This window comes from Candidatus Nitrososphaera gargensis Ga9.2, assembly GCF_000303155.1.
Taxonomy (GTDB): Archaea; Thermoproteota; Nitrososphaeria; order Nitrososphaerales; family Nitrososphaeraceae; genus Nitrososphaera; species Nitrososphaera gargensis.
The window spans coordinates 775,657-797,382 of the sequence record NC_018719.1; the positions used below are offsets into that span (position 1 = coordinate 775,657).

Consider the following 21,726-nt stretch of genomic DNA (forward strand, 5'->3'; position numbering starts at 1 on the left):
GACATCATACCTACCGGCGATTCAGAGCCATCATTGTATATATGGCAGCGATAGAAGAAGCGCCCAATTGAGAATAAACAGCAAGACAGCTATTCCTCTTCTTTCTGAAAAGATTATTGTTCTTAAGAGAATGAGGATAAGGAGGAGGAGGGGAAGAAAGAAGAAGGAAGACAACAACGACGACGACTGATAATAATAATATCCAAGACGAAGAGTAAAAATATTTCACTCTTCAAGTTAGCTGCTAGCTATAACTGTCACTTCCTCTTGGACATGCCTCTTTTCTTTCTCTTGGTAGTGGCAGAAGATGCTCTTTTCATGCCTCCTCCTCCTGCTACTCTTTTTTGCTTGGCAATCTTTTGGAAGCCTTTTGCCTGTGCTTTTTCAAGCGCCGCAACTTGATGCTGAATTTGTGTAATTTGTCTTTGAGAGTCTCTGATGGCGGATTGCAACAGTCTTACCTGCTCTGTTGCTTTACCTATGCTCTTTTCAATGCTTGCCAGTGTTTTTAAGCTCTTTTGAATTTGGGTGATCAGATCCTGCTGACGCTTTGCCCGCCTAAGTACCTGAAGGAGTAAAGTGTGCTCAGGCGACATCGTTGTAGTAGTAGTAGTTGCTGCTGCGGCCGCTTCTGTTGTTGCTTCTTGCTGCTGTTCTTCTCTTACGCCTAGAACTCCTGCTTGCATAGATCCTTGTTCTACTTCTGTTTTAGTCTCTTCTCCCTTATTCATTTCATCAGCTGTAGTAGCACTTTCTATACTCTTATCTTCACTTTCACTTATTTCGTTATCTGCTGTTTGAGTCAAACGCTATATCTCTTCCTCCGGTACATCAGAACATGTCCGAAAGGTGGCTAAAAACATTTTTGCTTACTGGTTATTGCACACCAATGCCAAGCTACAGGAAGACAGAGATCGCTATTTGGGCGAACCCATACATACTGACAATTTTGAACAATAAAAACTGAGTTCATAAAGTGTCACTGAATAGAAGACTACTGCTAACCAGACCAAGGAAGGTGTCAATAGCGCCTATCCGATACCTGACGATATGGGGTCAGGTCTGCTATAGCACATATTATACAATATAGGAAGGCGAGAGTGCTTCACAACAAAAGGGATCGGCATTTCCAAGGAGTTATACCTTCCACAAACTCCATATTCTGATGTTGTTTCTCCTGTCAGCGCACTCCCAGATTACATATGCATGCATGGGTGCATGCCTTGTTAACTAACCTTTGCTTTTACTGACTGAACTTTCTCTTCCATTGTATTTGGCTTGTCAAGCCTCTAGTCAATACATATTGTTGATGTTATGCGCTTTGCTCCCGCAGCAGATCTGGTCGAATTATGGGCAAGGTGGTTGCCTGCACGATGTCATCAATATTATCTGATTCAATCTGAGTGCTCATTGGGGTAAGTGTTACTTTCTTCAAGTTCTGAATATTGCGGATTGCATCATAGGCTGCAGCTGTTTCTTTACCTATGCTAGTATCGGAAGTGCCAATAGGCTCTATGCTGATTTCAGCGTCAACTACAGGCAGGTTGTTGTTCATATGCGAGCTTCTACCTACCTGTCAGTATGGCGAATTTGATAATTAAGAATATCCTGAGTAGTAGTGAGAAAAAGCACTTCCTCTGAATATATGCCTAACAAATATGAAGCGAGTTTTTGGTTCATGTTTTTGCTGCATTGTTACGCTCCTGTATTTTTGGGCTGTAAATATCATATTAGGCTTCGAGAGATTCAACGATGCACTTCGACTTATGCATGATTGCTCGTGCATCTTGAAAACTATAATTTTAAGAGTTTATCTTAACCAAATAGTAGTGCAGGTGAGCGGCCTGCAACAGGTTAAGAAGATGTTATTTTATGATTCATACTTTGCTCGCAATTTCCGCATTGACTCGACCAGCTGCTTTAGCTGCCTGTGAGTTGGATTCATTTCTTCCCTGATCTTCTTTGCATTGCCGCCTAATCTTTCAATCTCTTCATAAAGTGCCTTGTCTTCTACTACCTCTACTAGTGTACGTGGAGATACAGGCTTTTGGAATACTTCAATATCTGCTTTGAGCTGCCGCACAGGTTTTTCTACAAACTCTTTGACATAAGCAGAAACAAAAATAATTCTCTGCTCTGGTGCCAATTTCAATATATCAGCTGCAACCATCAAACCATCTTTCTTTGGCATCCTATAATCCAAGATCACTGCATCGAATGGTGGTCGGTTGATGTCGGTGCCTCTACAACATATTTCCTCGCTCGCTCTTGTCTCTTCCTTTTGGCGTAAGCATTTCTGCCAATAGGCCATGCGGTATAATTCAATGCACCGTTCTCCGTCAGCTACGGTAAGAATCTGGTGGCCTTGGCTCTGCAACTGAATGGAATATATCCGTGATATATCGTGCTCATCTTCCGCAAGGAGAACAAGCATATGTTAATAATGTCTTGGCGGCTTGTTTCTAAAGTAGTTTTCTAGGCAAAGCACATGGGGCCAACAGATTGAAATTGTCTAATAATAATACTTTGTTATAAGCGCGTAATAATTGGATAATAATTCTACTAATGGCGAATCCAGAACAACTGGAAAGAAAGAACCATATTTGTAATTGTGCTGATAATAATAATGTCGGAGGGTATTGGAGAAGGATAAGAAAAGTGATGATTTGTTCTACAATCGGTGTAATTCCTTTGCGATGAATCACAGCAGAATAATTCAAGAATATCATCCTGCGAATGAAATATCCTTTGCAGTCTTTTATCGTGAATTTTCTTTTTCATAACTATGAGGATGTTTTATAGTTTTGATGATAGTATATTCTAGAAAATAGTTTCTGTTATACTTTTAAGTAAATTCTGCTGAAACTAAATATCAAAAGAAGGAGTAGAAAGCTCACCTGACGCCAAAAATAGAGAAAAACAGAATTACAAACTTAGATCATGTTCTAGTGCCGACTGACGTGTGGAGCAGAGTTTTGGAATCAACTTTGAATCTACTTATGCCTAAAATCAAGCAGCAAATAATTGAGGACATGACAAAAGCAGGATTAAGGTTGGACGACAAGACCGCCTATTATTCTCTTGCACAAATTCGAGATTATCTGCATTTGATTTTTGGCGAGGATGTGGCGGAATTGCTTGCAGATGTACTGAGAAATACTCTTGAGAAGACGCGCCAGTTTGAAAAACATGACTGAAGTGCTTCAATCAATCCTAAATAACAAATGTGGATATAGACATTGGCTTAATAATTGAAAAACAAGAATCTCTAGATATCTGACAATAATCATTACACGTCCTTTACTAATCTACGAATTATTCGACCAAGGCAGGAAGGACAGCACGGACTACCATTGAATTCAGACATCCTCTGCTTGGGTCTCTTTGTACTGCAGAAGCTGCAGACAGTAACAGTAAGTGACATTGTATATAGTATTTACTTACTGATTTTGCTATGAGGTAAACTAGCACATGTATGAAAAAGTGACACACCCATAGTATATACAATAGTCTCACAGTTGATCAATGTTACCATGGACTGTCAAAGTTTGGCATCTCTCAAGTAGCGTGTGGCCTTTGGCAGTGAGCCAGTACGACCATCATATGTGAGCAAACCATCTCCTATTAGGATAGCGAGGTATTCCTTCACTTGAGTAAATGAGAGATATGTAAGGTACGTTTACTGTAATCTGTTGTATTGTTTCGCGATGGTAAGAATGCTATATACCATCTCCGTTCCTATTCGGTGTCCCATATTGTGCTGGCATTTAAAATACCCTATTGATTTAAGGTTGAATGATGAAACATTTTTTATTCTGCTGTATAAGTAAATTGGCAAAATCGCGAATATTCTGCACAACAGGAAATTGATCGCTGCCTTGGCAAAAGTTCCATTAATGAGACATGTGAAGACGCCTTGGCACTGTTAATTAATCGATATGTGTGCCGACAGCTCCGCATATGTGACGGCTTGTGATGATCCAATGCCCTGCAGAGCGATCAATCTGAAGAATTAGGGACCATTTCATATCTATCCATCCTGAACCTTCACAGTTTCATCCATTTTTGACTTCTCTTGAGCAATTTCCCTGATCATATTCATGAGCTCATCTTGAGTAGTAGTATTATTCTCAGATCCTCGGTCATTACTGATTTCTTCGTTAGCGAAGAATTCTGTATGTGGTATCAGAGCGCCCCTCATCTTTCTCGATAACAATTGGGCATAGCCCGCAACTTTTTTGGCTTCAGCCTTGTGCAGCCGTTCTTGAAGCTGCTGAATTTCGGCCTCGCGGTCATCCAAGGCCTCCCTTAGCTTCTTTATCTTCAAATCTGCAGCCATCTTTACTTGCTCTAGGTTAGAATTCTCGATGTTTTGTTTCTTCTCAATCAATTGAGCGATAAGCTCATCTTGCAGCCACTTTTGCAACTTTTCGAGTTGACCTTGGTTAGCTGCAACCATACTTTCAAAACTATCCTGATTAACTCTAGCTTGTCTGTCATATGTATTGACCAGCTCTTGACGCAGCAGGGATGTTTGGTTATCGTAAATGTGCCGGATATGTTCTAACTGCCACTGGTAGCTCTTTTTGAGTCTTGCAAACTCTTGTTCAAACCGCTTCCTGTCCGCCTTGATTTGGACTACAAACTTCTTTTGCCACATCTGTTTCTCTATATGATGTTTAGAATTCATAGCTAATATTTTTCTCTGATGAGCCGTCTTAAGCAGGTTCGCCTTCTTCTCAAATTCATTTCTTTGCCTACGTGATTCAGTAGTAAGTTTCTTTAACCTCGTCATAGCCAGACGATATTTCCTTTCCTGTTTAGTAGCACGATCGATACAAAGCCGTTTCGAAACATCCTGTGCCTTGTTCCATCTAGCCAATTTAGAAATTCTAAAAATAGTTATCCTAATAAGAAATTGTGTGTAGAAATTTATTGAACATCCTAGATTTATCCAATGTTGTCAAGTAGGAGAAAGAGTCTCACCATGTCATTATCTGTTGGCCTGTGCGACTTAGTTGCTCTTTAGCTATGTGATGTTGTCAAAGTATCTGCTATTATGTTGCCACTTTCTCCAAGCAACTCACTTATGTCATTCTGCCAAAGAGGTAATCAAACGTTGATATGAGGGCACTTTTGTTTGTATAGAATCCTGTAAGGTCATGGATCCCTTCCTTATCTTCTTCGCTTATTATTATCATCCTGTTGTCATCGAATATGATAAAGTTTACTGGCAGAGGGCTGAAGACGTTAAATGAGAATGCCTCATTATCAAGACCTTCATACCCTTCGACAGTTTTTTTCGACTCTGTTCTGATCCTCACGTTCACACCACGTTTTGACAGTGCAATCAGCATGTCTGCTATCTCTGCGTGATAAAATTTCACCAACATCTTTTGCGAGAGATATACAGTCACCTTGGTGCTAACTTCTCCAAGCATGCTCTTGATCCTTGAGTATAGACTTTCCTCATTAAGCACCTGATAGCTGTTTTCCTGTCTAGTGGGTTTGGTAACTTTGATTATCTTGTCGAGCTTTTCCTGACAACGTTTCTTTGCATTGAGAACTGTCTTGAGCGTGTCGTACTTGCTCTGAACCAAGCAATCGATGACTTCGTCAAAAGACAATGCATAGTACTTTTGGGGTTTGCTAAAGCTTGAAAGAACAACTCCTTTTGCCAGTAGCGACGAGAGATAGTGGTACGTATCTGTCCTTTGAATACCTGTATGCCTGGAAATATCACTTGCAGTCGTACTGCCGTTTGACATGAGAAAGATCAGGATCTTGGCCTCGTTTGCACCTATGTCCAGCTTTTTCAGCTCGTTGATCAATTCCTGTTTTATTTGAGATTCTATATAGTCCTGCGAGGTTGTCAGCGCTTCAACTTCTTGCGAGGTAAATGTATCCAAGATGTTTTCATGCTTTGCAGTCATATGGTGTAAAGCGGATTTAGCTTGGCATAAGATAAGATATTGCATGTAATCTGGTACTCTAACAATGTTCTGAAATTCTCCTATAATGGAGATCGAGACAATTGCTAAGGTTATCATATTATGTCAAGTCCTCCGGACACTGGTAGGACCTTCTACACGCTCCTCCCTTTATCGTCGCCCCTTATAGCAACCAATAATGAACCATAAAGGCAAGTTCAGAAGGTCCCGTAGGGGAGTCATCGGCATCGAATCGGCCATAGTCCTGATCGCTTTTGTGATCGTGGCAGCGGCCTTATCGTTTGTCGTCCTCAACATGGGATTCTCAACAACACAGAAAGCAAAGCAAACAATCGGGCAGGGCCTTGATACGTCTAGCAGCGTGCTAGAAGTAGGCGGTTCAGTTTCGGGCCACCTCAACTCTACTGCAGGGGCACTTGACATTGTCACCATCCCGCTGAAGGTTGCCTCTGGCAGCAAGAGCGTGGATCTGCAAGAAAGTCTCACAGCGGTGAGGTACTTTACAAGGACCCTCAACTACGACAACATCTACAATGGAACACTGAGCTCGACAACATATGGTAGCGTTTCAGACGCACTGGCAGCAGCAAAAACGGCAGGCATCTTGGATAAGAACCCACTTGCATCTTCCGGTGCAGCCAATCCAACTAAGACAGTAGCCATCATCTACTGGACTGTCAACGAAAACAACAACGATGTGCTAGACAAGTCTGAATCAGCTACGCTGGCCATCGTCTTCCGCAACGCAGACATGCCAAAACAACTCGACAGAATCAACGCAGAAGTCATACCGAGCATAGGTGCGCCAATGACTGTCGCAAGAGACGTTCCAACACTGACAGATACGTACCAAGACCTGACTTAATTGGAGCGAGTTCATCAAAAATGAACCTCCACCTTCCTTTTTTTAATCTCGATTCCATGAAAACCCGCGCGATATTTGCAGGTGCAGGTGCAGCCTCATTCTACGGATGGCTTCAGTATACCTCGCCTGATGCTTTACTGGGCCTGCTTGATACAAACAGCATCATGGCAGACCCTCTTAATCCTATGATAATCATTCCTCCGCTGGCCGCAGCTGGAGTCCTCCTTCCAAAGTTCATAAAAATGCCTGGAAGAATCGGTTTGCCAAAATTCAAGCAGAATGGAGTAAGCAATAACCAGTATGTCGAAAGCGGGGCTACATTGCTTGAGTTCGGCAAGAATCAGGATATCAAGGGGCCTAATACAAACAGCATCCCTTTCCAGATGGTCAGCGCTAGTTCAACATCATCATCGTCGGCAGCCACTACTGCTACTGGCTCTCCAGGACAATCAAAAGATGCATCCCCACCATCACAACAACCGGCAGTTGCTGCAAACCAGACCGGCACAACTACTCCCGTCCAAGTTGACGAATCAAAGTTGTCGGCCATTGTAGAAAGCAAGACGAGCAAGATGGTTGAAGAAGTTGAAACTATCAAGAAGGAAATGGGCTCGATAGTACAGGATGTGCAATCTCTAAAGACCGACATAAAAGAGCTCACCTCAACATTTGAATCATCGCTAGTAGAATTGAAGGCATTTCAGTCAGAAATGGTAAACCCGGTCAACTTTATGAGGAAATACTTTGAGTTGCTCGACATAAAGAATGTCTCTGATCCTGTAAATGTAATGATGCCAATTGAGCAGCTGGTAAACAATATTGGTGGTGCTTCCGATACCAAGCATGGCGGTAATGCAGCTACTGCTGCCACAACAACAGAGCCGGGCGTTAGAACAAAAGGAAACAATATCAAAAATCAACAACAAGATGGCGATGTAAAGATTATTGAAAGCCAAAACACAGGAAGTGATAAAACTACCAGTAGTAAAACAAGGGCGCAGACAGATGAGGCATTTTCGATCGAAGAGATATACAACATACTAAGACAACACCGAGCTGAGGGATTTGAAGAAGATGATGATGGAGCAGAAGAGGACAATGACGATGAGCAATATAGCAATAGGAAATATCGAAGAACTCAGGCTCATCGATCCCATTTCTCTTCACTAGCGCGATCCAAGATCAAGAACAGAAATTTAATGAGTAAAAGATCTATGATTGGATCAGAAAATGAAGAGTTCCTAGGAAGTTCGCTTGAATCCAGTCTGACACCTGGCAGGATAATGTCGATTGTCTCCATTGTAGACGAAATACTGGCTAGCATGGGGCCAGATGGTATAGAGCTTGTTTTGGAACAGTACCGGGCGATTGGACTAAGGCCTGAGGAAGAACGATTGATCTATGGCGTAGTCAAAATGCTCAACGAATCAAAATTATTGACAGATGACATAATCGCAATGCTGTATCGGTTTGGACAGGTTCTTGGCATTAACGATCAGGATGCCGAGCTCCAGTACATGAAGATTGTAGCTAACAAGCGCAACAAGAAGAAGCGCATAGCCCGTGGCATGATGCCTAGGGAGGATGAAGAATAGTCAGATGGGAAGCCTCATAATAAGCGAGGGGATAATCTTGATAGCATCGATCATAATTGCAGCTGGATTTTCAGTCACAGTCCTAAACCAGATGGGAGTATTCAAGTCGACGCTTGCAACAGCTGGAGCAGCTGAAAAAGAGATCGCATTAACCAGAATAAAGATCCTTTATGCCACTAACTCATCAAGCACCCAAATAGATGTGTGGGTAAAGAACATTGGAACAAATCAGATCGTATCATTGGACAAGATGGATGTCTATCTTGGCAAACTAAATAATGTTCAAGGAATTCCGTACAATGCGGCGTCACCTCCAAAGTGGACATATACCAATTCAAATGGTAATGTTTGGCAGCAAAAGGATAGCATCAAAATAACTGTAACACTCGATTATTCTCTGGAAACCAATGTCAATTACTTAGTAAGGATCGCCACTCCAAATGGAGTGAGTGACGATTACATCTTTTCCTTGACTACAACATAGGAGTGTGAAAATGGAGAATGGGTTTTAGCGCTGCAATCAGTGGTGGAATAATGATGACAATGATCATAGTTGTATTAATTATGGCAATACCTGCTGTCATAAATGCGAACATTACTACTAGTCGGGCGTATTCTGAACGCGCACAGCTTGATAGCGAGTACATAAAGACCTCAATTCAGATCACAGATCTCCAAGCTTTGCCAGACACTGATATTGTAAATGTAACACTCAGCAATGATGGATCAAGTAAATTATGGAATTACCAAAAGTTCAATGTACTTGTAACATATGATTACATACCAGATCCCTTAGCATCTCCTCAACGAATAACTGAAAACTTGGATTATGCTGGAATTACGCAGATCGTATCTGCTGCTGGATCATGGTCCATAACAGGATTTATCGATGATAATATTGATCCGCAGATTCTGAACCCTGAAGAATCTCTTACAATAAGAGGTAGACTGAATCATGATATTGCTATATCCGCTGAACTTGTTGCAGTAACTATATCGACAGACAATGGCGTAATAGTCAGCAAAGCGGTGATACTCTGATGGCCATTATAACAGTGTCAACTGGCAATGAAGAGGTTGACAGACAGATAGGAGGAGGTCTGCCGCTTCCGTCGCTCATGCTGATCGAAGGAGATCATGGGACAGGGAAGAGCTCTATGGCTGCCCAGTTCATGAACGGTCTGCTAAAATCACAAAGAAAAGTGTTGTTCATCACCACGGAGAGCGCCACCAAAGACTACATTGAAAAGATGAAAATGATAACCTATGATTTCAGAAGGGATTTTCTGAAGAACATGCTGTCAATACTTCCTGTGAATATCGATGGAGTTTCCTGGTCAGCAGCCAGGTCAAAGCAGCTTTTGCCGGTAGTAGGCAAGTACATCAGCATCAATTCAAAAAAGTTTGATGCGGTCGTAATTGATTCTCTATCCGCCCTTACCATGCATGCGGATACTAGCACAACGCTTGATTTCTTTACAAAATGCAAGAACTTTGTATCAAAAGGCATGACTGTCATCATCACTATTCATCCAAAGGCAGTGCCCGAGGAGGTGGCAATGAGAGTAAGATCAACCTGTGACGGATACATGAAGATAACTCCCGCTACGATCGCGGGAAAAAGCGTCAAGGTTATGGAAATTGTCAAACTGATCGGCTCGTCTTCGCAAGTGAGCTCGCAATTCAGCTTTGACGTTGACACATCCTTTGGGATAAAGATAGTGCCGTTATCGATGGCAAACGCATAAGAGGAGAGAGACAAAGAGATGGGCAAAAAAACACCACAAATACCAAAATCTGGAAGGCGGATAGTAACACCATCTTCCTGCTATTTATGCAATGATAAAGTATATGGAGGCTTTGCAATTGCTAGGACTTAGGAAAACTACCACCGCTGTAACTGAGGATCCCAGTCAGCCGGGGGTCAAGACAAAAGGATCTTTTGTCCCAAAGCGCGTAGACGAGACTATAGTATACTTTTCGCTTCTCCTATTTGGCATATCTACAGGTCAGATCCAGCCTTCAGACTTGATAAAGACATCAGGCAACACCAAGCAGTATGGGTACTATTCGCAAATCTTTGCCAAGATCCATCTGCTTGGTGTCAAGTGGCAGTATGGGCTTGCCAAGGCGTGCGAACTAGTAGCTGCAGAGATAAAGGCAGAAGAGTTCAAGCTACTTCTGATGAAGCTTGCGCAGGTACTTAGACTAGGCGAAGACCTGAGTACATTCCTCAGTCAGGAATTGCAGGCTGTCATGCATGGATACATTACGACGTACGAGAGGGCCATGAGGTCGCTTGATATGCTGCTGGAAATGTACTCGACAATGATGTCTACTTCGTCTTTTCTGGTGGCATCAATGGCGCTCTTGACAATGATCTCCGGCGGAGGAGACTCTTCACAGCTGGTAGTGATAGTTACTCTAACCATCCTTATGGGCCTTGCATCATTTGTATTCATGGCCTATTACCTCTTCCCAAAGGATCGCATCATGATAAAGGAAGGGCACTCGGATATGGTCAAGATAAAAAAGATGCTTATGATGGCTCTTGGCACTGCAGCCTCAATTGGAATCAGCCTATCATTTTTGAACATTCTGCCAATTCCACTGGTCATAGCAATTGCCGGTGTACCGCTCATCCTTCCAGGTCTTCTTGCCCGCAAGCTTGATGCAAAGATCAGAAAGCTGGACGATTCCTATCCGTCGTTTGCCAGACACTTGGGGGACGTTTACTCGACCGTAGGTTCACTTGGCCAGTCACTCAAGTCCGTTCTCAGGAGCGACTTTGGCATCCTGAACACACATATCGAGTCCATGACCAACAGAGTCATGAGCAGGATAAAGATAGAGGATGCATTTGACTTGTTTTCAAAGGATACCGGTAGTGTGCTAATCTCTGCAGGTAACGACGTAATGTCCAATGCCTTGGTAAAGGGAGCAAACATGCTTCAAGTAGGCTCAAGGCTTTCGGAGATCACTACCAAGTTCCTCGAGATAAGGAAGAAAAGGCTGCAGTCTGCCAAGGCGTTTGAATCCACCATCATAATAATGCATGTGCTGACACTGGCAGTCTTTAGCCTCATAAACCGCCTACTGAATTTCCTTGCACAGTATTTTGCACTGCAGCAGTCAGTAGGCAGCGAAGGCGCTGCCATTCTGTCAATAGCGGCAGGCGACACAACACTCATGAGCATGATCTTATCTTTGCTCATAGTCGCACTGTCTGGGGTGAACGCAATGGCTCTCAAGGTATCACAGGGCGGTCTATTCCACACGATTTGGTTCAACATGGGGGTACTCCTTGGAATAGGTGGCGTCGTAGTTTACGGTGTGGACATTTTCCTAGACAGCATGATAGGGGACATACTGGACATCACAGAATCGCTTGAAGCCAGCGCAGGCTTGGGAGATGCTTAGAGATATGCAGAGCACCAAGCAGGCAGCCGATCAGAACCAGCCACAATCTCAGATGGATCCCAAGCTTATGGAGCAGATGCAGAAGGTTCCATACCTTATGGAGTACGTGTCGGCCTTTATACAAAAGGGTAATCCTTCTCCCGCGTTCTATGAAAAGATCGACGGAAGTTTCAAGAGCCTCAAGATGCCCAATCTGATCTACCCGATCAGCGAGAACAATTTGATACATATCAACGCCTACGCATCTGGCGGGGACGGTTATTTTGAGTATGTGGTGATAGGTCCTCCAGAGCCGGATGCCCGCCTGCTGGGTGCAGTCGACAGGATGTTCGCAACATATGCAGGGTCTTGGAAACCTCCAGACCAATTGCAGGAGCGTTTCATGGCGGTGGGCAACTTTCTGGACAAGATATGTGTCAAGTCGCCCACACCTGTGCAGTACGACAAGATAGACGCAAAGAAAACCAAGACGATCCCAGTGTATGAAAAAGAATACGAGTATCTGAAGTATCATTTCCTGACCAAGAGAGTAGGTCTTGGAATCCTTGACCCCTTCCTCACTGACCCTCACCTTGAGGATATCTCTATCGTCGGTGCTGGTAACGTATACGTAGTCCACAAGATCTTTGGGCCTCTCAGGTGTACCGTATGGCTCACAATGGATGACATTGATGACATGGTCATAGGCATGTCTGAACAGTTTGGCAAGACTATATCGCATGCCAGGCCGCTGGTTGATGCGACGCTGCCTGAAGGTTCCAGAATCAATATTGTCTTTGGCAAGGACGTAAGCAGGAGGGGAACGAACGCGACCATCAGAAGGTTTGCAAGCGTGCCACTATCGATAACCCAGATCATTAACTCAAAGAGCATTGACGCGCGTGAAGCGGCCTATATGTGGATGATGGTCGGCGAGGGTATGAGTTGTTTCATCAACGGGGAAACCGCGTCTGGCAAGACAACTACCATGATGGGGATTACTCAATTCATTCCTCCGACATGGAAAATAGTCAGCATAGAGGACACGCCAGAAATAACGCTGCCACACAAGAACTGGATCAGCGAAGTTACAAGAGATACTGGAAGCCCATCGTCCAGCGTGGTAATGTTCGACCTGCTCAAGGCAGCTCTCAGACAGAGGCCAAACTACATACTTGTAGGTGAAATCAGGGGCGCAGAGGCCAATATAGCATTTCAGGCCATGCAGACAGGGCATCCTGTCATGAGCACCTTCCACGCAGCACAGATGTCATCACTTATCCAGAGGTTGACAGGCGAGCCTATGAAGATACCCAAGCCGAATGTAGAAAACTTAAACATTGCTCTGTTTCAAGCTGCAGTGCAGGGCAAGGATGGCAAGCCGGTTAGGCGAGTCTTATCCATAAACGAAATAGTAGGGTATAACGGCGGCGCAGACTCGGTCATGTTCGTTCCAGTCTTTACATGGGACCCTGCTTCTGATACGGTGACGTACAGAGGAAAGGGAAGCAGCAACCTGTTCATCACAAAGATACTTCTCAAGAGGGGTCTCTCAAGGAAAGATGAAGGCAGTCTTTACGATGAACTTGAGCTACGCACAAAGATCCTAGAGACCATGATAAAGAAAAAGATATTCAACTATTATGACGTCTATGACCGTATTGTGCAGGCAAAGGAAATTGGACTTGAAAAGTTCAAGAAAGAGCTTGATATGCTCTAACTCTTCTGGTAGACCCTCTCTCTGGTATAAATGGTCTTGAAAAGGGAAGATGTCCTTCCAATCATTATCTCTGACTGGCCCATTATTAAATATCCCTTTGGCTTTAGCGCATCGTAGAATTTCTTGAGTAGTCTCTCCCTGCTTTCCTTGTCAAAGTATATCATTACGTTCCTACATAGGATCATATCTAGATCCGACGCAGGAGGAGCGACCTTAGCAAGATCGCCAACATTAAAGATGATCGCTTCTCTGATCTGAGGGCTGATTTGCCAAGACTTTTTCCCTGTGACTTGCTGAAAATACTTTGACTTTATTTCATCCGATATGTTCTTTAGATTCCTTTCCTCGTATATCCCTGACCGTGCAAATCTGATGGAATTGGGGTTGATGTCTGTCGCAAAGACGGAAAGCCTGTGCGATCCGGGCATAGTTTGCAGCAACTCGCTGGCTACAAGAGCAACACTGTACGGTTCTTCCCCGGTTGCACAGCCTGCACACCATATCTTTGTTATTCTATTTGAATGAACCATTGAGGGTAGCAACGTTGTTCTCAACAGATGGAATAGCTGGATATCCCTGAAGAACTCTGTCACCGTAACGGAAAAAAGTGAAGTTAGAGTCGCGTGCTCGACAGGATCGTTTGATAGCAGCTTTGCATACTCTTGGTAGGTCCTTATCCCTTTTGCTCTCATTCGATGATCTATTCTTCTTATCAAAAACGATTTCCTGTACTTTTGCGCGTCTCCGCTGTCTGCCAGCCTGTTGAGGATGAGATCTAGATTTGGATCGGCAGATTTTTCTATACTTGACATCAGAGGATCACTTCAGATGTCTTGTTCCTTACTGTAACTTGACCTGTGCTTACGTCAAGCTTAACCCATCTGCCCTGTGTCGATCCTATATCCTCTGCTAACACGGGTATGTTGTATTGTGTGAGAAGAGATTTGATACTCAAATAGTTACGTTCACCGATGTTGAACAAGTCTGCCGCGCTGTTTTCATTTGTGAACGTCTTGGCCCCTCCAATAAGCTTAGAGATCAATAGATCGACTCTGGCACCTTTTTGTTTCATTCCTTCCACTACTACCTTAAGAGCGTGGTCGGCATACTTTGCTTCATGGCCATCTGCTGGCATATATCTGCCTTCGCTGCTTGGTAGCATTATGTGAGCAAGGCCACCTACCTTTGCGGCCGGCTCATACATGCATAGCGCGATGCAAGAGCCGACAAATGTGGTAAGCGCAGAATTTTGATGATTGCTGATCGAATATGATCCCATTTTAACATCAATTTCGGCTACTCTACGCCAACTGCTCGCTTCTTCCAATGCTATTCGCTCTTCCTTTTCGGAGTGCCAGTCGACGCTGCCAGCTTCCTTGCGTCTGTAATGCCCATTATGATCAAGACCTTTATCCGCGTTCCCGTGATCTTGCCGACTAGCTCTGACTCGGCTATCACCAGAATATTGTCTGTGGCAGCAATGTCGCTTATTGGAAATTCAATGATGCCATGAATTGTGTCTGTGGCAAAGCCGGGGACCGAGCACTTCATCTTGAATCCCGTATATTTGGCCATGTCATTTAGGAATGAACCGGCGAACAGGATGTTGCCCACTTCAGAAATTGAAGATCTGCCTAGAATGTCCAGCTCCTTTAGGTCATTGTTGCCAAGTAGACGTCGGGCAAGCTGTCGTGCCTGCTCATGTGTTAGAAACAGCATCATGCCAACTGTGACATCTCCGTCCGCTCTCAGATATACTGCGCACAACTCTTCGTTGAAGAGCTGCACCAACTGGTCAACGTACTGCGGTTTTACTTCATTAATCCTGCCAAATGAATACGTATATTCTTCTCCTGTCATCATAGCCAATGATTTGGATGTTCCAGACGCAAGCATGGATATTGTTGTGCCCAAATCTGTTATTTCTGCTTCAGATATTGATACGTGGTTATTCTTGACTATCATGTCTTCTTTTCCTCCAGCTGCGTTAGATCAAGTATCAGTGCCACTCTTCCATCTGAAAGGATGGTTGCGTCTGTTGGGACATTTGAAGAATTGTAACCGATTCTGTCAATATGCTTTAGCACGATATCTTGTTTACTCTCAAACGAGTCCACCACCAAACCTAAGGGTTTGCCACCTTTTTCGACTATTATGACCGTCATCTTGCAATGCGAGTCCTGTGCCGGCGTTTGCGGCACGTTGAGCACTTCTGCGCCATATACCAGCGGAACTACCTGTTCTCTGAACATAACGACTGGCTTGCCATGGATCCTCCTTAGCTCATCTTGGTCAATTTGAATGGTTGACAACACGTTTGAAATCTGAATGACATATTTTTCATTTCCTATCTTTACCAGCAGGCCTCCGATGATTGCCAAGCTCAGAGGTATTGTCATAGTAAAGGTCGTTCCATGGTTCTTTTCAGTTTTGATCCTTACCGTCCCCCCAACAGACTCGATCTTGTTAATTACAACATTGAGGCCTACTCCTCTTCCGGAAACGTCTGTGACTTTCTGCGCAGTTGAAAGACCGGGTGAACCTAGGAGATCAACAATGTCCTCTGTTGTCATAGCCTCGGCCTCCTGCCGGTTTATGATGTGTTTCTCAATGGCCTTTTCCTTCACTTTTTCAAGATCTATGCCCCTTCCGTCGTCAGACACCTCTATCAATACTTTGTCTCCAAGCCTTGATGCCTTTAGCTTGATTGTTCCATGCCGCGGCTTGCCCATCTTTTCTCTCTCCTCTGGCAGTTCTATCCCATGGTCCACAGAATTTCTCAACATGTGCAAAAGCGGATCCCTGATAGCGTCGAGCACAGTGCGGTCGAGTTCTATGCCAGTCCCTTCCATTTCCAGCCTAACTTCCTTTCCTTGGCTATTCGAAAGGTCGCGGACCATTCTTGGAAAACGGTCAAAGATCTGCTCAATTGGGACTAGCCTAATCTTCATCGTATGGTTCTGGAGATTGTTGATCAGGCGATCAAGGTTTCTGAGGACCTGCCGCGGCTTGCCTGCCTGCTGAGAATCAGAGAGTACCTGTTCAAGCCTCATTTTGGCTATCATGATCTCGCCTACAAGGTCAACAAGAGAATCCAGATCGTCCATCTTCACCCTTATGGTCTGCGTCTTAGTATGGGATTGGTTGTTGCCTGTTTCCTCAGAAATCCCTGACTGCTCTGCGGCCGGTATAATCATTCCATTTGCTGCCGCAGCCGAAGCATTAGGCGAAGACAGATCATATCCTTGTTGCCCGCTGGCATTCTCTGATCCTGAAGTTACCTTTTGGAATTCTTGCATGAATTCTTCCATATTGATGATCTTGTTCTCATCGTTTACCATCTTGTCTAGCACATCGAACGACTTGAAGAGAAAGTCTGCAACACCTGTTGTCAGGCGAACTTCTCTCTTTCTTAATCTGTCAAAGAGCTCTTCTATGGTCTTGCATACTTGCCTGATTTGCTCATAGCCCATGGTGGCGGCCATGCCCTTTAATGTGTGAGCCGCTCGGAAGGCCGAATCTAGATGTTCTTTGCTATGCGGGTCTTGCTCAAGCTGGAGCATAGCATTGTTTAGACTCTGGATATGCTCTATGGCCTCCTGTACAAACATTTCGCGATACTTGGAAAAGTCATCGGACATACTGCTGCATTCCTTCCCTCTTTCTTTCACTTTCCATCTCGCCAAGGATCCTGACTATCGCTTCTGCCATCCTGTTGGCAGGCACCATTTCGTCTACTGCTCCTAGGTCATAGGCGGCCTTGGGCATTCCAAAGACAACCGAAGTCGTGCTGTCTTGTGCGATTGTCCTGCCGCCTCTTCTTTTGATCATTTTCATGCCAAACGCGCCGTCCTGACCCATGCCAGACAAGAGCACACCAAGGGTGTTTGGTCCGAATACATCTGACGCACTCACCATGGAAATGTTGACAGAAGGTCTGACTCCTTGTCTCTTGGGAGACTTGTCGAGATGTATGGTTCCTGATTGTGTTACTGTCGTGTGGTAATCTCCTGGTGCAACATATGCAGACCCTTGCTCAAGCAGATCTCCTTCCTTCGCTTCTCTAACATCGATTCTAGAAGCACTGCCGATGTGTCGCGCAAAGGCGCTGGTGAAGGAAGGAGGCATGTGCTGGACAATCAGTATGCTTGCAGGCAGATTTGCAGGAAGTTTCGAGAAAATATCTGTAACTACTCGAGGCCCGCCTGTCGAAGATCCGATTACTATCATTTTTCTATTGCCTGAATGGTATAATGGCGCACAAGTCACGGGACTTTCCTTCTTCCTCTCTTTTAGAGGTACGAGCGCATCCGGGTAGGCACTTGATACAGCCTGGATCCTTGCGATCAGATCCTGACTTGTTTTTTTTCGATCGGTAATTCCGCTATCTGAGGGAAGTGAAATGAAATCCACTGCGCCGCTGTCAAGGCATTCAAAGATGATGTTGTTGTTCTTATCGTCGCCGCTATCACCATAGCTGCTTACCACGATAATTGGGATTGGCCTGTCTCTAGTCATCACCTTGTCGATAAACGTGACTCCGTCAAGGTTTGGCATTTCAAGATCAAGAAGAATCAGATCAGGATCTGCTTGGTCCAGCTTTCTTAACGCGTCCTCGCCGTCACGCGCGGTTTCACACAGGTCGAATCCATTGTGCGACCGGATGACATTGCAGAGATATTCTCTGATCATGCGGGAATCATTGACAACCATGACCCTAGTTTTGCGGCTGTTTTGGATCAAATGCAGTTCTACCTACTCCTTAATACTCTGTTCACGACCGTGGCCACTATACCACGGTCGAAGGGTTTGACTACATAGTCCTTTGCACCCAGCTTGATCGCCTCTTGAACAACATGCTTTTGATCCACCGAGGTGACCATCACGACTTTGGCAGCAGGGTTTATCTGCAAAATCATACGAAGCGCCTGAATTCCGTCTGTGCCAGGCATATTGATATCCATTGTAACAAGGTCTGGCCTATGCTGCTGGTACGCGCTTACAGCCGTAGCGCCGTCGCCAGCCTCCACGATATTCTGAAAGCCACTTGCCGTTAGGATGTCCTTGAGCACAACGCGCATAAAGGAGGCGTCGTCTACGACCAGTACCTTTGCAGATCCTCTATACGACATCTCTACTGGTTCGCCTCCACTATCTTCTTTTGACCAGAAAGCGTAGGTATGTCGTCCAAAGATTTGCCATTGCCGCTAGTCGGGACATGATCTTCCAGGGGGCCTTCATTTGCGAACAGAAGCCGCAGATCCAAAAGAACGTACAGGTCTCCCTTTAGCTTCGCTATTCCTTTGATATACGGTGCAGTTTCAGACAACACAGACGGCACAGGCTCGATATCGCCTGCCGAGATCTCTATCACCTGGTCGACTTCATCGACCAAAAGGCCAATTATGCTCTGCCCTATTTGAGCAACTATTATGCGGTCGCTTGTTCCAGAGGTGCCAGAAGCGGCATCGGAGCTAATTCCAAGCATCTTCCTCATGTCGATAATTGTTATTATCTTACCCCTCAGGTTCATCACACCTTTCACATGAGTTGGTGCACCTGGAACTCGGGTGACATCTTCTAAGGTACCTATCTCTTGGACCTGCTCAACGCTGACTCCATAGTCAGTCTTTTTCTTTGTATTGGCGTCGCTAAGGCTAAACACGACTATCTTTGAATGCGGATTTATGCCTGCCTGATCTTTTGCCGACAAGAGCCCTATTCCCCCCTATTTTCCGCCTCTGCGGACTGCTGTATTTTTTCTACGATATGGTTTGGCACTTTGAACCGTGAAAGCATTTCTTGCAGGGATCTGCCGAGGCTGTTAAGGTCATGTATGGCATTGCTTATTTCCTGCATGCCGGCGGCTTCTTCTTCTGTTGCGGCCGCGCACTCTTCAGTCGCTGCAGCATTTTCTTCAGCCACCGATGCAATGTCAGCGGCTCTCTTGCTAACCTCGCTGACAGCGCTGACTTGGCTCTGCAGGAGAATTGACAGCTCTTTTATGGTGCCGTCAACCATCTGGGCTCTTTTGGCAATATCTTCAAGAGCTTGCAGCGCCTTGTTGATTACGATCCTGCCTTCGGCGATCTCTTTCATCCCTACTTCTATGGTCTCAACCGTATGACGGGCGTCCTGCTGCACCTTGCTTATGATTGCCTCTATTTCTTCGGACGACTTGGCCGTCCCTTCAGCAAGATCCTTTACTTCGTTTGCCACTACTGCAAAGCCCTTGCCGGCTTCGCCTGCCCTGGCGGCCTCTATCGCTGCATTCAGTGCAAGCAAATTCGTTTTGCCAGCAATTTTCCTGATAACATCAAGAACCGATGAAATCTTGTCACAGCGATCAGCCAGATTGCGTATATTCTCCGCAGAATCATGGGAGATATTGATTATTCTGGCAATTTTTTCTTCGGCGGCCGTTGCAGATCGGGAGCCTATCGATGAAGCCTTGCCTACGGATGCCGACATATCTGCAGCCTTTGCCATCTTGACGGCAAGCTTTTTCATGCCACCGTCCAAGTCCTCGGTAAGTTTGTTAATAGCATCGATTTCCTCTGCCTGCTGCTGCGAGCCTTTTGCGATCTGCTGGATCGTAGTAGATATCTGCTGTACCGAAGTGTTCACTTGGTCTGTGGCATTGGCCAGTTCAGTTGAAGTAGAAATGATGTTGTTTGAAGCAGCCGTTGCCTGTGACACTACGTTTCGGAAGCCGGCTACCGCGTTGCCGATATTTTTTTGCAGTTCCCCGATAATTCCATCACCATCCCTAGCAACATCTTTCATGAGGTTGCCTCCTGCAATTTCTTTTAGAAATTCATTGAGATCCGCTATTCTTTCCTCGTCGCTTGATGATTGTACTGTGGCTATCATTTTCTGGTGTCCCTCTTTTTCTCTTTTTGCCAAAGTCGCTCACCTTTGTTTGCTATCGCTTTTCTTTGGCAGTTTTTGTATTATCAGAGAGTGCCAGCCTGATGCATAGGTCTCGTAGCCTGGAGAAAACGCATGTGCTATGCAGCACTCACCATTCTCATATGTAGTGATGACAAAGCCTTTCTTTTCTGCAAGGAGCGTCTCCATACCGGAGAACTGGATGCGGCTTTCGAGCATTTTCCTACGTGAGTCTGCGAGGATAAGCCCGTCGCTGTCAATAATGCAGATTCGTGAGTTGGCTCTTTCCTCCTCATTGAGCGGTGTGTCTTCGATTATCTTTTGTGCCAGTGCTTCCCAGTTAAAGATCACACCAAGAACTCCTATTACTCTGTCCTCTTCGGTCTGGTCATGCACTGAGCATGAGAATATTACAGTGAGCTGATTGTTGACTAGTGGACACCGATGTACCGTCTGAAAGCCAAAGCCGTCCTTTGTCGCTTCAAGCGCCGACTTGAACCATGCGGTTTCGCTCTGGTTCTTGCCAAGGGAAGCATACTGATTTGGTCTGCCGTTTGCTATCACGTTGCCTGCTGAGTCGCATAATACGAGATCAAAGTAGACCGTATATGAATCAAGTATCACGCCGAGCCTTTTTGATGCAAAGGCTATCGCATCCTTGTTGTTCTTGTCAGCAAGCGCGCTTGTAAGGCTGCTATCCTTTGCCCACCACCTAACATCACATGAGCGCTCATACAGGCTTCTGTCTATGAGGTCGATATTGACAAGAGCCAGATCTGAAAGCCTGATGCCTCTGATGCTGGTAATCTGCTTCTTGATTATCTCGCCCATCTCTGCCATTGTACTCATGCTTTCGCGGCGAAGGTGCTCAGTTGTGTCTTCAATTTTCTTTGAGAGCTTGCTCATTTCTTCTGCCACTACGCTGAAGGTTTTGCCGACTTCGCCAGCCCTACTTGCTTCTATCAGAGCATTTATAGAAAGAACTTGGGTCTCGCCATTTATACGATCAATCTGATTGATTGCTGCTTCTGTCTTTTGAGCCAATATTTCGGTCAGTTCTGCGACTTTTTCTAGCGAAAATGAGGACTTGATCTCTTCTTGTTCGTTTGTATTCTGTTGCAGCGTCATCGCTTTTGAACCTTCTTTGCAAGCTAATAAGGTGAAGTCTGTACATTGTCCTACCATTATAGTCTGCCTTGCTACTGGAACCACTAAGGCAGACTGTGCAGATAGGCATTATGGCACTCTTTGTCTCCCTGATAATCTATCGTCGCCCGTATCTCACTATGTCCTTAGAGGGTACTA

General features: G+C 44.9%; 23 protein-coding genes. 9 read left to right on the plus strand and 14 right to left on the minus strand.

Annotated features, from left to right (window positions below):
- Positions 1–67 precede the first annotated feature (67 nt).
- On the plus strand, positions 68–190 hold the full coding sequence (locus NGAR_RS18715) for a hypothetical protein (RefSeq protein ID WP_015018484.1): 123 nt from the start codon (positions 68–70) through the stop codon (positions 188–190).
- A gap of 67 nt (positions 191–257) precedes the next feature.
- On the opposite strand, the gene NGAR_RS04550 is transcribed toward NGAR_RS18715, so the two are convergent.
- The 3 genes from NGAR_RS04550 to NGAR_RS04560 form a co-directional block, all read right to left on the minus strand.
- Positions 258–806, minus strand: coding sequence for a hypothetical protein (locus NGAR_RS04550; protein ID WP_015018485.1), 549 nt, complete (start codon positions 804–806; stop codon positions 258–260).
- A 506-nt stretch (positions 807–1,312) separates the two neighbouring features.
- The gene (locus tag NGAR_RS04555) at positions 1,313–1,555 is read right to left on the minus strand and encodes a thiamine-binding protein (protein ID WP_015018486.1); all 243 of its coding nucleotides are present in this window, start codon (positions 1,553–1,555) and stop codon (positions 1,313–1,315) included.
- 315 nt (positions 1,556–1,870) lie between these two features.
- Positions 1,871–2,434 carry a response regulator gene (locus NGAR_RS04560; RefSeq protein ID WP_148680987.1) on the minus strand — a complete coding sequence of 188 codons (564 nt, stop codon included), beginning with the start codon at positions 2,432–2,434 and terminating at the stop codon, positions 1,871–1,873.
- Between the two features lie 598 nt (positions 2,435–3,032).
- On the opposite strand from NGAR_RS04560, the gene NGAR_RS17210 reads away from it, so the two are divergent.
- Positions 3,033–3,197: a hypothetical protein gene (locus NGAR_RS17210; RefSeq protein ID WP_187147660.1), complete on the plus strand. Its 165-nt coding sequence runs from the start codon at positions 3,033–3,035 to the stop codon at positions 3,195–3,197.
- Positions 3,198–4,030: 833 nt separating this feature from the next.
- Here the strand turns inward: NGAR_RS17210 and NGAR_RS04565 are convergent.
- Both NGAR_RS04565 and NGAR_RS04570 read right to left on the minus strand, forming a co-directional pair.
- Complete coding sequence (locus NGAR_RS04565) at positions 4,031–4,882, minus strand: hypothetical protein (RefSeq protein ID WP_015018489.1); 852 nt, start codon at positions 4,880–4,882, stop codon at positions 4,031–4,033.
- A gap of 205 nt (positions 4,883–5,087) precedes the next feature.
- Positions 5,088–5,933 carry a TrmB family transcriptional regulator gene (locus NGAR_RS04570; RefSeq protein WP_015018490.1) on the minus strand — a complete coding sequence of 282 codons (846 nt, stop codon included), beginning with the start codon at positions 5,931–5,933 and terminating at the stop codon, positions 5,088–5,090.
- 196 nt (positions 5,934–6,129) lie between these two features.
- On the opposite strand from NGAR_RS04570, the gene NGAR_RS04575 reads away from it, so the two are divergent.
- The 7 genes from NGAR_RS04575 (at position 6,130) to NGAR_RS04605 (ending at position 13,530) form a co-directional block, all read left to right on the plus strand.
- Positions 6,130–6,816, plus strand: coding sequence for an archaellin/type IV pilin N-terminal domain-containing protein (locus NGAR_RS04575; protein WP_015018491.1), 687 nt, complete (start codon positions 6,130–6,132; stop codon positions 6,814–6,816).
- Between the two features lie 20 nt (positions 6,817–6,836).
- On the plus strand, positions 6,837–8,411 hold the full coding sequence (locus NGAR_RS04580; RefSeq protein WP_148680989.1) for a hypothetical protein: 1,575 nt from the start codon (positions 6,837–6,839) through the stop codon (positions 8,409–8,411).
- A 4-nt stretch (positions 8,412–8,415) separates the two neighbouring features.
- Positions 8,416–8,895 carry a hypothetical protein gene (locus NGAR_RS04585; RefSeq protein ID WP_187147661.1) on the plus strand — a complete coding sequence of 160 codons (480 nt, stop codon included), beginning with the start codon at positions 8,416–8,418 and terminating at the stop codon, positions 8,893–8,895.
- Positions 8,896–8,912: 17 nt separating this feature from the next.
- Complete coding sequence (locus NGAR_RS04590; RefSeq protein ID WP_015018494.1) at positions 8,913–9,452, plus strand: flagellar protein FlaF; 540 nt, start codon at positions 8,913–8,915, stop codon at positions 9,450–9,452.
- Positions 9,452–10,159: an ATPase domain-containing protein gene (locus NGAR_RS04595; protein ID WP_015018495.1), complete on the plus strand. Its 708-nt coding sequence runs from the start codon at positions 9,452–9,454 to the stop codon at positions 10,157–10,159. The genes NGAR_RS04590 and NGAR_RS04595 overlap by 1 nt, the downstream gene beginning before the upstream one ends.
- A 118-nt stretch (positions 10,160–10,277) precedes the next feature.
- Positions 10,278–11,831: a hypothetical protein gene (locus NGAR_RS04600; protein ID WP_148680990.1), complete on the plus strand. Its 1,554-nt coding sequence runs from the start codon at positions 10,278–10,280 to the stop codon at positions 11,829–11,831.
- A 4-nt stretch (positions 11,832–11,835) separates the two neighbouring features.
- Entirely contained in the window at positions 11,836–13,530 is a 1,695-nt protein-coding gene (locus NGAR_RS04605; RefSeq protein ID WP_015018497.1) for a type II/IV secretion system ATPase subunit, read from the plus strand.
- Here the strand turns inward: NGAR_RS04605 and NGAR_RS04610 are convergent.
- Genes NGAR_RS04610 through NGAR_RS04650 form a run of 9 tightly spaced genes read right to left on the minus strand, consistent with a single transcriptional unit; the run spans position 13,527 to position 21,549 of the window.
- Positions 13,527–14,342, minus strand: a complete 816-nt coding sequence (locus tag NGAR_RS04610; protein WP_015018498.1) for a CheR family methyltransferase — start codon at positions 14,340–14,342, stop codon at positions 13,527–13,529. The two genes, NGAR_RS04605 and NGAR_RS04610, sit on opposite strands and share 4 nt — an antisense overlap.
- On the minus strand, positions 14,342–14,857 hold the full coding sequence (locus NGAR_RS04615) for a chemotaxis protein CheD (RefSeq protein WP_015018499.1): 516 nt from the start codon (positions 14,855–14,857) through the stop codon (positions 14,342–14,344). Before NGAR_RS04615 ends, NGAR_RS04610 begins: the two co-directional genes overlap by 1 nt.
- 2 nt (positions 14,858–14,859) lie before the next feature.
- The gene (locus tag NGAR_RS04620) at positions 14,860–15,495 is read right to left on the minus strand and encodes a chemotaxis protein cheC, inhibitor of mcp methylation (protein WP_015018500.1); all 636 of its coding nucleotides are present in this window, start codon (positions 15,493–15,495) and stop codon (positions 14,860–14,862) included.
- Positions 15,492–17,171 (minus strand): chemotaxis protein CheA, encoded by a 1,680-nt coding sequence (locus NGAR_RS04625; RefSeq protein WP_148680991.1) that lies wholly within the window; start codon positions 17,169–17,171, stop codon positions 15,492–15,494. The genes NGAR_RS04620 and NGAR_RS04625 overlap by 4 nt, the downstream gene beginning before the upstream one ends.
- Positions 17,161–18,273 (minus strand): chemotaxis-specific protein-glutamate methyltransferase CheB, encoded by a 1,113-nt coding sequence (gene cheB, locus NGAR_RS04630; protein ID WP_148680992.1) that lies wholly within the window; start codon positions 18,271–18,273, stop codon positions 17,161–17,163. Before cheB ends, NGAR_RS04625 begins: the two co-directional genes overlap by 11 nt.
- 8 nt (positions 18,274–18,281) lie before the next feature.
- Complete coding sequence (locus NGAR_RS04635) at positions 18,282–18,662, minus strand: response regulator (RefSeq protein WP_015018503.1); 381 nt, start codon at positions 18,660–18,662, stop codon at positions 18,282–18,284.
- A 2-nt stretch (positions 18,663–18,664) separates the two neighbouring features.
- Positions 18,665–19,243 (minus strand): chemotaxis protein CheW, encoded by a 579-nt coding sequence (locus tag NGAR_RS04640; RefSeq protein WP_015018504.1) that lies wholly within the window; start codon positions 19,241–19,243, stop codon positions 18,665–18,667.
- 5 nt (positions 19,244–19,248) lie between these two features.
- A complete protein-coding gene (locus NGAR_RS04645) occupies positions 19,249–20,436 on the minus strand; it encodes a methyl-accepting chemotaxis protein (protein ID WP_015018505.1) in 1,188 nt (395 codons plus the stop codon).
- Positions 20,437–20,442: 6 nt separating this feature from the next.
- Entirely contained in the window at positions 20,443–21,549 is a 1,107-nt protein-coding gene (locus tag NGAR_RS04650) for a HAMP domain-containing protein (protein WP_148680994.1), read from the minus strand.
- Positions 21,550–21,726 lie beyond the last annotated feature (177 nt).

Bases quoted from the DNA above. Each gene is read 5' to 3' on its own strand.
- NGAR_RS04595 (WP_015018495.1), top strand. From the start codon at position 9,452: ATGGCCATTATAACAGTGTCAACTGGCAATGAAGAGGTTGACAGACAG.
- NGAR_RS04605 (WP_015018497.1), top strand. From the start codon at position 11,836: ATGCAGAGCACCAAGCAGGCAGCCGATCAGAACCAGCCACAATCTCAG.
- NGAR_RS04620 (WP_015018500.1), bottom strand. From the start codon at position 15,495: ATGATAGTCAAGAATAACCACGTATCAATATCTGAAGCAGAAATAACA.
- NGAR_RS04625 (WP_148680991.1), bottom strand. From the start codon at position 17,171: ATGTCCGATGACTTTTCCAAGTATCGCGAAATGTTTGTACAGGAGGCC.
- NGAR_RS04590 (WP_015018494.1), top strand. From the start codon at position 8,913: ATGGGTTTTAGCGCTGCAATCAGTGGTGGAATAATGATGACAATGATC.
- NGAR_RS17210 (WP_187147660.1), top strand. From the start codon at position 3,033: ATGACAAAAGCAGGATTAAGGTTGGACGACAAGACCGCCTATTATTCT.
- NGAR_RS04575 (WP_015018491.1), top strand. From the start codon at position 6,130: ATGAACCATAAAGGCAAGTTCAGAAGGTCCCGTAGGGGAGTCATCGGC.
- NGAR_RS04635 (WP_015018503.1), bottom strand. From the start codon at position 18,662: ATGTCGTATAGAGGATCTGCAAAGGTACTGGTCGTAGACGACGCCTCC.
- NGAR_RS04610 (WP_015018498.1), bottom strand. From the start codon at position 14,342: ATGTCAAGTATAGAAAAATCTGCCGATCCAAATCTAGATCTCATCCTC.
- NGAR_RS04570 (WP_015018490.1), bottom strand. From the start codon at position 5,933: ATGACTGCAAAGCATGAAAACATCTTGGATACATTTACCTCGCAAGAA.
- NGAR_RS04555 (WP_015018486.1), bottom strand. From the start codon at position 1,555: ATGAACAACAACCTGCCTGTAGTTGACGCTGAAATCAGCATAGAGCCT.
- NGAR_RS04650 (WP_148680994.1), bottom strand. From the start codon at position 21,549: ATGACGCTGCAACAGAATACAAACGAACAAGAAGAGATCAAGTCCTCA.
- NGAR_RS04585 (WP_187147661.1), top strand. From the start codon at position 8,416: ATGGGAAGCCTCATAATAAGCGAGGGGATAATCTTGATAGCATCGATC.
- NGAR_RS04580 (WP_148680989.1), top strand. From the start codon at position 6,837: ATGAACCTCCACCTTCCTTTTTTTAATCTCGATTCCATGAAAACCCGC.
- NGAR_RS04560 (WP_148680987.1), bottom strand. From the start codon at position 2,434: ATGCTTGTTCTCCTTGCGGAAGATGAGCACGATATATCACGGATATAT.